The sequence below is a fragment of the Streptomyces sp. NPDC019531 genome (genome assembly GCF_044903305.1).
Taxonomy (GTDB): Bacteria; Actinomycetota; Actinomycetes; order Streptomycetales; family Streptomycetaceae; genus Streptomyces.
Map to the genome: position 1 here is coordinate 51,905 of NZ_JBJDQL010000053.1, position 10,713 is coordinate 62,617.

General features: G+C 71.0%; 9 protein-coding genes and 2 pseudogenes. 3 read left to right on the top strand and 8 right to left on the bottom strand.

Translation table 11 applies throughout. From position 1 onward, the window contains the following. Positions 1–102: 102 nt before the first annotated feature. Complete coding sequence (locus ACI2L1_RS39015; RefSeq protein WP_404744194.1) at positions 103–654, top strand: hypothetical protein; 552 nt, start codon at positions 103–105, stop codon at positions 652–654. Between the two features lie 37 nt (positions 655–691). Here ACI2L1_RS39015 and ACI2L1_RS39020 read toward each other — a convergent pair whose 3' ends face one another. The 7 genes and pseudogenes from ACI2L1_RS39020 to ACI2L1_RS39050 all read right to left on the bottom strand — a co-directional run bounded on the left by ACI2L1_RS39020 (position 692) and on the right by ACI2L1_RS39050 (position 6,200). Beyond that, positions 692–1,234 (bottom strand): PadR family transcriptional regulator, encoded by a 543-nt coding sequence (locus tag ACI2L1_RS39020; protein WP_404744195.1) that lies wholly within the window; start codon positions 1,232–1,234, stop codon positions 692–694. A gap of 22 nt (positions 1,235–1,256) precedes the next feature. Then, entirely contained in the window at positions 1,257–3,272 is a 2,016-nt protein-coding gene (locus ACI2L1_RS39025) for an FAD-dependent oxidoreductase (RefSeq protein WP_404744196.1), read from the bottom strand. 630 nt (positions 3,273–3,902) lie between these two features. Next, complete coding sequence (locus tag ACI2L1_RS39030; protein ID WP_404744197.1) at positions 3,903–4,271, bottom strand: hypothetical protein; 369 nt, start codon at positions 4,269–4,271, stop codon at positions 3,903–3,905. A gap of 107 nt (positions 4,272–4,378) precedes the next feature. Then, a complete protein-coding gene (locus ACI2L1_RS39035; protein ID WP_404744198.1) occupies positions 4,379–4,648 on the bottom strand; it encodes a DUF3040 domain-containing protein in 270 nt (89 codons plus the stop codon). Positions 4,649–4,676: 28 nt separating this feature from the next. Further along, a pseudogene (locus ACI2L1_RS39040) lies at positions 4,677–4,958 on the bottom strand (cation/H(+) antiporter); the annotation flags it as partial. 5 nt (positions 4,959–4,963) lie between these two features. Next, positions 4,964–5,124: pseudogene (locus tag ACI2L1_RS39045) on the bottom strand (cation/H(+) antiporter); the annotation flags it as partial. A gap of 200 nt (positions 5,125–5,324) precedes the next feature. Beyond that, positions 5,325–6,200 carry a hypothetical protein gene (locus tag ACI2L1_RS39050; RefSeq protein ID WP_404744199.1) on the bottom strand — a complete coding sequence of 292 codons (876 nt, stop codon included), beginning with the start codon at positions 6,198–6,200 and terminating at the stop codon, positions 5,325–5,327. Between the two features lie 261 nt (positions 6,201–6,461). Here ACI2L1_RS39050 and ACI2L1_RS39055 point away from each other — a divergent pair, with 261 nt between their 5' ends. Next, on the top strand, positions 6,462–8,543 hold the full coding sequence (locus ACI2L1_RS39055) for a SpoIIE family protein phosphatase (protein ID WP_404744200.1): 2,082 nt from the start codon (positions 6,462–6,464) through the stop codon (positions 8,541–8,543). 102 nt (positions 8,544–8,645) lie between these two features. Further along, positions 8,646–9,287 carry a hypothetical protein gene (locus tag ACI2L1_RS39060; RefSeq protein WP_404744201.1) on the top strand — a complete coding sequence of 214 codons (642 nt, stop codon included), beginning with the start codon at positions 8,646–8,648 and terminating at the stop codon, positions 9,285–9,287. Here the strand turns inward: ACI2L1_RS39060 and ACI2L1_RS39065 are convergent. Further along, a complete protein-coding gene (locus ACI2L1_RS39065; protein WP_404744202.1) occupies positions 9,251–10,498 on the bottom strand; it encodes an MFS transporter in 1,248 nt (415 codons plus the stop codon). The genes ACI2L1_RS39060 and ACI2L1_RS39065 overlap by 37 nt on opposite strands. Positions 10,499–10,713: the final 215 nt, after the last annotated feature.

The window sequence follows — 10,713 nt, forward strand, 5'->3', positions numbered from 1 at the left end:
CCGGACCGGGGGCACGTTGGATTTCCGTGAGGCAGCACGGGCCTTCCCCCACCCAGGCGGCACCACGGATGTACCGCCAACCGTGCCGCCGGAGGGCAGTCCATGCGCACTACTCAGCCACTTCTCCGCTCCGGCCTGACCGTCGCGGCCGTCGCCGCGCTGCCGCTCGCCCTGACCGCCGGGCCGGCCGCCGCCGCTCCGGGTATCTCCGTGAGCACCTCCGGATCCACGGTCTCCGTCACCACCACGGCCTGCTCCCGCACCGCCACCAACGGCGGCTGGGGCACCGCCTCGCTCCTCACCAGCAGTCAGGCGAACTTCAGCCAGGGCCGCCAGGTGGCCCTGTCAGGTACCACCTCGCTACAGTCCGGGGCCTGGTCGGGCGTGAGCCCCGGGACATACACGGTCATCGTGATGTGCGCCTTCGACAACAGCACCGCGGGCACCCAGTCGATCATCGTCTCGGGGTCCGCGACGCCCACCATCTCGGCGACGGCCTCCGCCTCCCCGTCCCGCGGTGTCATGGGCGGTCTGGGCGGCGCCACCGAGGACTACGGCACCCTGACGCTGGCGGCCGGCGGCGGACTGGTGGCGCTCGGCGCGCTGGCCACGGCATGGTTCCTGCGTCGCCGTTCGCGGCCGTACCGCCTCTGAGGGCCGAGTTCCTGAGAACGGCGGTTCGCCGGACGCCTCAGCTGTCGGGGAGCTCGGCGAACTCCTCCAGGGCCTCGGTGAGCCACTGGGTCCAGAAGGTCTCCAGTTCGATGCCCGCGCGCAGGACCAGGTGCTGGAGCCTGGCCTGCGCGCTGTCGTTGCCGGGCGGGAAGTCGCGCTGCTGGATCTCCTCGTACTCGGCCAACTGCCGTCGGTGCAGGTCGAGATGGCGGCGCAGGTCGGCTTCGAGGCCGGCCGTGCCGACGACGGCCGCCGCGCGCAGCCGCAGCAGCATGGCGTCCCGGTGCGGCTTGGGGTCCTGCGCCGCGGCCGTCCAGCGTTCGAGTTCGGCGCGGCCGGCGGGCAGGACCTCGTAGCTCTTCTTCTGCCCCCGGGTCGGCTGGGCCGTGGGGATGGCCCGGATGTAGCCCTCGGCCTCCAGCTTTCCCAGCTCGCGATAGATCTGCTGGTGCGAGGCCGACCAGAAGTAGCCGATCGACCTGTCGAACCGACGGGTCAGATCCAGCCCCGCCGACGGCCTTTCGAGGAGAGCGGTGAGGATCGCGTGCGGGAGTGACATGCGGTCATCCTAGGTACGCCGCCTAGAGCGCGGCCGCGATCTCGGTGCCCTGCTTGATCGCCCGCTTGGCGTCCAGTTCGGCGGCCACGTCGGCCCCGCCGATCAGGTGCGCGCTGCGACCCGCGGCCAAGAGCTCCTCGTACAGGTCCCGGCGCGGTTCCTGCCCGGTGCACAGCACGATGGTGTCGACCTCCAGGACGGTGCTGTCCTCGCCGACGGTGATGTGCAGTCCGGCGTCGTCGATACGGTCGTAGCGGACACCCGGGACCATGGCGACACCCCGGTGCTTGAGCTCGGCGCGGTGGATCCAGCCGGTGGTCTTTCCGAGCCCGGCGCCGACCTTGCCGGTCTTGCGCTGGAGGAGGTGCACGGTGCGCGGCGGGGCGGGGCGTTCGGGGGCGACGAGTCCACCGGGGGCCGTGTAGTCCATGTCCACGCCCCACTGGCGGAAGTACGTCGCCGGGTCCTCGTTCGCCTTGTCGCCGCCGTCGGTGAGGAACTCGGCGACATCGAAGCCGATGCCCCCGGCGCCGAGGATCGCGACCCGGTCGCCGACGGGGGCGCGGTCCCGCAGGACGTCGAGGTAGCCGACCACGCTCGGGTGGTCGACGCCCGGGATGTCGGGGGTGCGCGGGGTGACACCGGTGGCGACGACGATCTCGTCGTAGGCGTCCAAGTCACCGGAGGTCACTGGGGTGTTGAGACGTACGTCCACGTCGTGGGCGGTGAGCTGGTGGCGGAAGTAGCGGATCGTCTCGTCGAATTCCTGCTTGCCGGGGACCTGGCGGGCGACGTTCAGCTGGCCGCCGATCTCGCTCGCAGCGTCGAACAGGGTGACCTCGTGGCCGCGTTCGGCGGCGCTCACCGCGCAGGCCAGTCCGGCGGGTCCGGCGCCCACCACGGCGACCCGCTTCCGCAGCCGGGTCGGGGAGAGCACCAGCTCGGTCTCGTGGCAGGCGCGCGGGTTGACCAGACAGGAGGTGATCTTCAGGCTGAAGGTGTGGTCGAGACAGGCCTGGTTGCAGCCGATGCAGGTGTTGATGGCCTCCGGCGTGCCGGCGGCGGCCTTGGCGACGAAGTCGGGGTCGGCGAGCATCGGGCGGGCCATGGACACCATGTCCGCGTACCCGTCGGCGAGCAACTCCTCTGCCAGCTCGGGGGTGTTGATGCGGTTGGTGGTCACCAGCGGGACGGACACCTCGCCCATGAGCCGCTTGGTCACCCAGGTGTAGGCGCCGCGCGGCACCGAGGTCGCGATGGTGGGGATGCGGGCCTCGTGCCAGCCGATGCCGGTGTTGATGATGGTGGCCCCGGCGGCCTCGACGGCCTTGGCGAGCGTGATCACCTCGTCGAGCGTGGAGCCGCCCGGGACGAGGTCCAGCATGGACAGCCGGTAGACGATGATGAAGTCCTCGCCGACGGCCTCGCGCACCCGGCGCACGATCTCCACCGGGAAGCGCATGCGGTTCTCGTACGAGCCGCCCCAGCGGTCGGTGCGGTGGTTGGTCTGCGCGGCGATGAACTCGTTGATGAGGTAGCCCTCGGAGCCCATGATCTCGACACCGTCGTAGCCGGCCTGCCGGGCGAGGCGGGCCGCCCGGGCGTAGTCCTCGATGGTCCGCTCGACGTCGGCGTCGGTGAGCTCGCGGGGCGGGAAGGGGCTGATCGGCGCCTGGAGGGGGCTCGGGGCGACGAGGTTCTGGTGGTAGGCGTACCGGCCGAAGTGCAGGATCTGCAGGGCGATCCGGCCGCCCTCGCGGTGCACGGCCTCGGTGACGGCCCGGTGCTGATCGGCCTCCGCGTCGGTGGTGAGTTTGGCGCCGCCCTCGTACGGGCGCCCCTCGTCGTTGGGTGCGATACCGCCGGTGACGATGAGTCCCACTCCCCCACGCGCGCGTGCGGCGTAGAACTCCGCCATGCGCTCGAAGCCGCGCTCGGCCTCCTCCAGGCCGACGTGCATCGAGCCCATGAGGACGCGGTTGGGCAGCGTGGTGAAGCCCAGGTCGAGCGGGTTCAGCAGGTGCGGGTAACGGCTCATCGGCCCCTCCGTGACGGTGTCGTGCCCCTCTGTTGTAGAGGACCGCTCCATCTTTGTGCAACTAGTTGCACAACCAGGTAGGAGTGATACGAACCACGCAGGGTTGCCTCAGCTGTTGGGTGTCCTCGTCGGCCGCTTCGGCTTCGGCTTCAGCTTCCGCGGAGAGGGTCTCGGCCGCGGCGAGACGGCCCGGCAGGGAGAGGACCTGCTCGACCCAGTTCGCCTACCAGCGCGTGCCGGAAGTGTTTGGTCTCGTGGATCTTCTGCGATCAGGGGGTGGGACCGCATGATCGGCGTCAGCCTGGCGCGGGCTGCTCCGCGTCGGCTCAGCGGGCGGACATCTCCGCTTCCCCGGCTGGTCCGTCTACTGCACCACCAAGGCGGCCGTAGCCCGCCTCACCCGTAACCTGCGCGGGGAACATCGAACCGGGCGCCACCAGCACAGAGTTGGGCGAGGACACGCAGGACGCCAAGACGCGGGCGCCCCTTTCCCCGTGCGCGCCGACCTCGGCCCCCCGACCGCACAGGACATCGCCGACGCGATCAACAGGGCTGATCCCAGAGTGGCTGGTCGCTCCCTACAGGGGCGCGGGGAACTGCGCGACCAGCCACGACGGCGCCGCCGACAGATCAACGACTCTCAAGGCGCACATGCAGCTCCCGCTCCTGGTCGCCCGACGCGGACGCGAGGTCCCGCACCGCGAACATCGAATCCAAGGTCGTCCGAAGCCTCTCGATGGCCCAGTACCCTCCCTGCGCATCGGCCTCCACAGAGGACGACAACCGCGCCGGCGGCGGACAGGAACGCGCCTCGGTCACCTCGAACGTTCCCAGCCACACCATCGGCCGCGTCTCATGGAGCTGCTGCGGCACCTCGTCGGCACCTCGGTCCGACTCGAAGCACGCGCTCAGCGTGTCGAAGACGATCCGGGCGTCCTCCTTGCTGCATCCGCTGATCTCCAGCGAGACGGACTCGTCGTGCGCTCGCTCACGATCCATCGTGGTCGCTCCTCTCATGGCGATGACCGGTACCGCCGGGTTCCCCGCGAACCGCGCCACACCCCCAGAAAAGCACCACCTTTCACCGAACACTACCGGCGGCGGCGTCAGCGTTGCGGACGATCCCGATGCGGATCGAACAACGGCACGGCGATACCCGCGAGCACCAGGCCCGCGGCCACGAGAATCCCCTCGGGCAGAGCCATTCCGACGACCAGGAGGGTCACGGCGAAAGCGAGGGTCCCCCAGGCGCCGGCGCGTCGGTACTCGCGGGGCCGGGCGGGACGGGCCGTCCTCAGCCCACGGGCGAGCCGTGGGTCGTGAGGCTCCAGCCGGGCCGCAAGATCGACCAGGTGTTCGTCGTCGGGCTGGCGCATGACTCCTCCTTCGCACGGCGAACGTCCGCTACCGTTCGGCGTCCGTCCCCAGCGCGACGGAGACCGGCTGCGGGGTGACCTCGCCCGCGGGCGTCCGGGCACGACGAACGGACCCCAGGGCCCGGGCCGGCAGATGGGCCCGCCCCGCGGCCACGGGACCGAGAACGGCCAGGACAAGGACATACCCGGCGAGGAGCGGCGCCAGACGTGCGTCGAGTCCCGCACCGGCCGCCATCACACCGAGGATCAGGGCAAACTCCCCACGGGCCACGAGGGTCGTGGCGATGTCGGCGGCGGGCTGGGCGCCGTAGCCGTCGCGGAGAGCATCTCGAAGTCGTGCGCGTCCTCGACCAGGACGAGGCCGGGGGTGTGCGGGCCGAGCAGCATGCCGGCGAGCATGAACAGCGGATGGTCGGTGGTCCGATCCGGCCGCCGAGGCGGGCGAGGAACGCGGCGGCAAGGAAGGCGCCGCCCATCACGAGCAGGCGTCAACACGTCCCACGGTTCACCTCCCGCGAGGACGCGGAAGGACGTACATGCCGTTCTTCACGGGGGTGGGTGCGAGATCCCCCTCTGTCTGTGGGGGTGTTCGTCCCCGCGTCGCATCCGGCCTCACGGCCCCGCCATCGGTGCCGACCCTCATTGCCACGGAGGGTCGGCACCTGCCGTGAGGGGCTCAACTCCTGGTGAAGCGGTAGGTCTTGCTGTCCGTCAGCACACAGAAGCCGGGCGACACGACGATCACCCGCAGGGTTCCGGTACGGCGGTCGTAGTCGATGCCCTCCGCCTCGAACTCGCCGGAGCAGGAGCTCCTGAGCGGCAGTTGGCGCAGGGCAGTGACATGGCCGGAGACGTTGCCCGAGCCGGTCGGGGCGGCGGACAGGTCGATCTGGAGGAGCGGCTTGGTGTAGCCGAAGAGCGCGCCCGCCGGGTCGTCGGAGGAGCACAGCAACTGGGTGGCGCTCAGGAAGTCGCAGCCCTGTACGTCCCGTACGGCGTGGTCGAGCGTGACGGTGGCCGCCTGCGGAAGGTTCGCCGAGGGCGAGGTGCTCGCGTTGACGCCGGGTGTGGGGAAGACCAGGAAGCGGCTCATGGTGCCGTATTCGCCCGACAGCATCCACTGTCCGTCGGGGGAGATCGCGACCCAGGAGTTGTTGAGCGCCTCGCCGGAGCCGAGCGTGTGGACGTACTCGGACCAGGTCCCGTCCGGCGCCTGCACCCGGTACATCTTGGCGGTGCCGGAGTCGGCCTGGTAGGGCTCGACGTAGTGGCCGTCGTAGGAGGCGTCGGGGTCGCCCACGTGGTTCCAGCCCCGGCTGCTGACCGAGACGGGGATGGTGCCGATGCCGGTGTAGCGGTTGGCGGACCCGGCGGGGACCTCGACCGAGGTCAGGCCCTGGCTCTCGGTGAGCGGGTCGGCGCGGTCGGAGCCCGCCTCGGTCCAGGTGTCGGCGGCGGAGGCGGGCGGGGCGGCGGCCAGGAGGGCCGTCGCGGTGAGCGTGACGAGGGCGGCGACGACGGCGTGACAACGCTGTCTGGCGCGCAGGGGCATGGAATACTCCTGAGGCTCGTGGGGCGGGGGTGGGATGGCTCGCCGGACAGTCTGACGCCCCATCGATAGTCATGTACAGACCAATGAAATGAACATGGGGATTTCGTCACCCCCGCGTACTTCACCGGACGCGCGCCCCCGTGGTGAGAGATGGTGGAAGAACACCACCGCGTGGTCGCGGAGGCGGTTGAGCGCGGTAGAACAGGGGAGTCGGCACGGGGGTACGGCGTGCCGCGAGAACGGTCGAAGGCGGTTCGTGCAATGAGTGCAGCCGGAATACCCGCGTCCGAGGGCGAGGAGCCCTCGCGCGGGGCGGTACGGCCGAGCGGGCTGCTCGACGAGTTGGGCATGGCCTCGGTGGTGACGGACACCGAGGGCCGCATCGTGCTGTGGAGCCCGCAGGCCGAGGAACTGTTCGGCTATACGGCGCAGGAGGCACTGGGGCGGTTCGCGGCCCATCTGATGATCAACGAGCAGCATGTCGACCTGGTCGTCAAGCTGTTCGCCGACGTCATGGAGACCGGACAGAGCTGGGCCGGGGCGTTCCCCGTACGGCGCAAGGACGGCAGCACCAGGCTCGTCGAGTTCCGCAACATGCGGCTCCTTGACGACCGCGGAGACGTCTACGCGCTCGGGCTGTGCGCCGACCAGCAGACCGTGCGCCGACTGGAGCGGGACGTGGCGCTGTCAACGCGGATGGTGTCCCAGTCCCCGATCGGGCTGGCCGTGCTGGACACCGAGCTGCGGTACGTCTCGGTGAATGCGGCGCTGGAAGAGCTGAACGGAGTGCCGGCCGAGGAGCACATCGGGCGGAAGATGGGCGAGGTCCTGCCCCAAGTCGACGTGACCGCGTTCGAGGCCGCGGCGCGCGAGGTGATGCGGACCGGAAAGCCGCTCGTCGACCAGCACACGGTCGGCCGTACGCCCGCCGATCCGGACTCGGAGCACGCCTGGTCGGTGTCGCTGTACCGCCTGGAGGACGCGCTGGGGACCGTCCTCGGGGTGGCGGGCTCGGTGCTGGACGTCACCGAGCAGCACATGGCGACCGTGGAGGCCGAGACGGCCCGGCGCCGCCTGGCGCTCGTCGCCGACGCCTCCGCCCGTATCGGCACCACGCTGGACCTGGACCGTACGGCCCGGGAGCTGGCCGACGTGGCCGTGCCGGACCTCGCGGACGTGGCGGCCGTGGACCTGCTGGAGGCGGTGGTGCAGGGCAGACCGAGCACCCTCGGCCCCGCCGAGGCCGCCGTGATCCGCCCGCTGGCCGTCGAGGCGACCGATGCCCCGGACGCCCTGAGCGCGGCCGATCCGCCCGGCCAGGTGGCCCGGTACGCCCCCGAGCGGCTGGTCACCGAGTGCGTGCGCACGGGGAAACCTGTCCTGGTGCCGCGTGTACAGGCCGCCGACCTCGCCCGTATCGCCCGCTCACCGGAGGCGGCCGCACTGCTGGCCAAGGCCGGTGTGCACTCCTATCTGGCCGTGCCGCTGATCGCCCGCGGCGAGGTGCTCGGCGCCCTCGACCTCAAGCGCGTCCGCAATCCGGAGCCGTTCGGCGAGGACGACCTGCTGCTGGCACGGGAGCTGGCGGCCCGCGCGGCGGTGCAGATCGACAACGCCCGCTGGTACCAGGACGCCCGCAACACCGCTCTCACCCTCCAGCGCAGCCTCCTGCCCAGCCACCCCTCCGTGACCGGCGGCCTGGAGGTCGCCTCCCGCTACCAGCCGGCCGGCGCCACCGCCGAGGTCGGCGGCGACTGGTTCGACGTCATCCCGCTCGACGAGGGCAAGACCGCCCTGGTCGTGGGCGACGTGATGGGCAGCGGGATCAACGCCGCCGCCACCATGGGCCGACTGCGCACCGCGACGAACACCCTCGCCTCCCTCGACCTGGACCCGGCCAAGCTCCTCGAACACCTCGACCGGATCACCGACGGCCTGGACCACTCCATCGCCACCTGCGTGTACGCCGTGCACGATCCGCGCCTCGGACAGTGCCGGATCGCCAACGCCGGGCATCTGCCCCCCGTACGGCTGCGCGCCGACCGTCCGCCGGAGCTGCTCGAACTCCCCACGGGGGCGCCCTTGGGCGTGGGCGGAGTCGCCTTCTCCACGACCACCGTCGAGCTCGCCCCCGGCGACCGGCTCGTCCTCTACACGGACGGCCTCGTCGAGACCCGGCAGCATCCGCTCGACGAGCGCCTGGACGCGCTCCTCGACCTTCTCGACGGCCCCGACCGTCCACTGGAGGACGTCTGCGACCTGCTGTTGCGCACCCTGCACCAGCCGGACAACTCCGACGACGTGGCCCTGCTGATCGCGCGGGTGCAGACGCCTGTGGCCTGAGGGACGTACGGCCTCAATTCACAGGTACGCATTACCAGTTCCTTAAGGTTCGTTTCCCACAATCACACCAAGGCTTGACATTCGGAGTGAGGGGAGCGAGCCATGACGGACCAACCGGAACAGGACAACACAGAGGTGATCGCGGCCGGGCCGGAGCACTCCGGTCTTCGCGGGAGCTGGAATCGACAGCCCGCGCGGGCACGGGCAGTGGTCGCGGCGGCCACGGTCGGCGTCCTGGCCGTCGGGGGTACGGTCGCGTACGCCGCGGCCTCGGGCGGCTCCGACGGGGCGAATCCGGCGGCGGCCTCCTCGTCGCCCTCGTCCTCGGCGTCCTCGGACGGCAAACGGGCGTGGCCCGGGCCCCGGGGCGGCGCCGTGCACGGGGAGGAGACCGTCAAGGACTCCCAGTCCGGCAAGTGGGTCGTACGGATCTGGCAGCGGGGCACCGTCGAGGAGGTGGACGGCGACCGGGTCACCGTGAAGAGCGAGGACGGCGCCGAGTGGAAGTGGACGGTGGACCCCGGCATCACGGTGCTCGGCGACGGTACGTCCGCCTCCGGGGCCGACGCGCTCAAGAAGGGCGACACCATCTTTGTGGCCGGCAGGCTCACCGGCGACGACACCAGGACCGCCGCCCGGGTCATCACCGGCACCCCGGGGGACGACGGGCCAGGCCGGTTCCACTTCGGCGGTCCCCCGGACTCACGTCACGGAGGCCCGGCGGAGGAGGGCAGGGCGTCCTGACACTCCTCGGGCGCGGCGGCGGCCCGCCTGGGCAGCAGGAGCGGGGTGGCCAGCAGCAGGAGACCGGCGAGCGCGATCGCCGTACGGGTTCCGGTGGGACCGGCCAACAGGCCCCACAGCGCCGTCAGACCCGCGGTGGTGAGTTTGCCCGTGACCGACCAGGCGGTGAGGGTGCGGGCGACCCGGTCCGTGGGGGTCATCTCCAGCCGGTAGGTGGAGAACACCGGGTTGAAGACGGCGCAGGAGGTGATCACCCCGAGTTCGATGACCATGACGAGCACCAGTCCGGTCGTACCGGGGCCGATGAACGCGAGGCCGAGCGGCCAGCACGCGCGCAGGACGCCCGAGACGAGCAGGACGCGGTGCCGTCCGTAGCGGGCCACCAGGGGGCGGGCGATCCGTGATCCGAGCAGACCGCCGAGGCAGGGCACCGCGAAGGCGAGACCGTACTGCCACGGGGCGAAGCCCAGCGGGCCGAGCATGAGGACGGTGAGCAGCGGTACGGGCACCATGATCAGGGCGTTGACCAGGACCGTGTTGAAGAACCACGGGCGCAGCACGGCGCTGGTCAGGATGTGCCGCCAGCCCTCCAGGAGCGAGCCACGCGTCCTCGCGCCGGGCGCGGGCCGCGGCTCGCCGCCGCCGACCGCGCGGATGCCCAGCGCCGAGAGCAGATAGCTGACGGCGTCGGCCACCAGGGTCGTCACGGGCCCGAAGAGCCCGATGGCGGCACCGCCGAGGGGAGGCCCGAGCACGATGCTGGTCCAGTTCGTGGCCTCGAACCGCCCGTTGGCGACCAGCAGGTCCTCCCGGGGCAGCAGATGCTTCAGGAAGGCCCCGGACGCCGCGTTGAAGGTGATGTCGGCCGCCGAGACGAGCACCGACACCGTCAGGAGCTGGACGAAGCTGAGCGCGCCTAGCGCGTAGGCGGCGGGCACGCTCAGCAGGGCGGCGAACCGGGTGAGGTCCATCGCGACCATCACCGGTCTCTTGCGGCGGAACTCCACCCAGGGTCCGAGCGGTACGGCCGCCACCGCCCCGACCGCGAGCCCCGAGGCCGCCAGCGCCGACACGGCGGCGGGGCCAGCATGCAGCACGAGCACGGCGATCAGAGGGAAGGCGCCGAAGGACAACGAGGTGCCGAACGCACTGACCGCGTAGGCCGCCCACAGCCACCCGAACCGCCGTCCCAGCGACCGTTTCCCGCTCACGACCAATACCCCCTCCTCGACAACCCCGCGTTGACCGACGCCATCCAACCGAGTGCCGGGCCCGCCGATCAAACAACCACGGAATCCACTTGCCACAACCCCGGGTTGTGCCGTGACGGCCTAGTGTCCTGAGTCTGGAATTCGGTTCAGATATCCGGCGAGGCGCTCAAGGATCTCGTCCGCGGTCTTCGTCCATACGAAGGGTTTCGGGTCTT

Coding starts and splice junctions, on each gene's coding strand:
- ACI2L1_RS39015 (WP_404744194.1), top strand. CDS start 103: ATGCGCACTACTCAGCCACTTCTCCGCTCCGGCCTGACCGTCGCGGCC.
- ACI2L1_RS39020 (WP_404744195.1), bottom strand. CDS start 1,234: ATGTCACTCCCGCACGCGATCCTCACCGCTCTCCTCGAAAGGCCGTCG.
- ACI2L1_RS39025 (WP_404744196.1), bottom strand. CDS start 3,272: ATGAGCCGTTACCCGCACCTGCTGAACCCGCTCGACCTGGGCTTCACC.
- ACI2L1_RS39030 (WP_404744197.1), bottom strand. CDS start 4,271: ATGGATCGTGAGCGAGCGCACGACGAGTCCGTCTCGCTGGAGATCAGC.
- ACI2L1_RS39035 (WP_404744198.1), bottom strand. CDS start 4,648: ATGCGCCAGCCCGACGACGAACACCTGGTCGATCTTGCGGCCCGGCTG.
- ACI2L1_RS39050 (WP_404744199.1), bottom strand. CDS start 6,200: ATGCCCCTGCGCGCCAGACAGCGTTGTCACGCCGTCGTCGCCGCCCTC.
- ACI2L1_RS39055 (WP_404744200.1), top strand. CDS start 6,462: ATGAGTGCAGCCGGAATACCCGCGTCCGAGGGCGAGGAGCCCTCGCGC.
- ACI2L1_RS39060 (WP_404744201.1), top strand. CDS start 8,646: ATGACGGACCAACCGGAACAGGACAACACAGAGGTGATCGCGGCCGGG.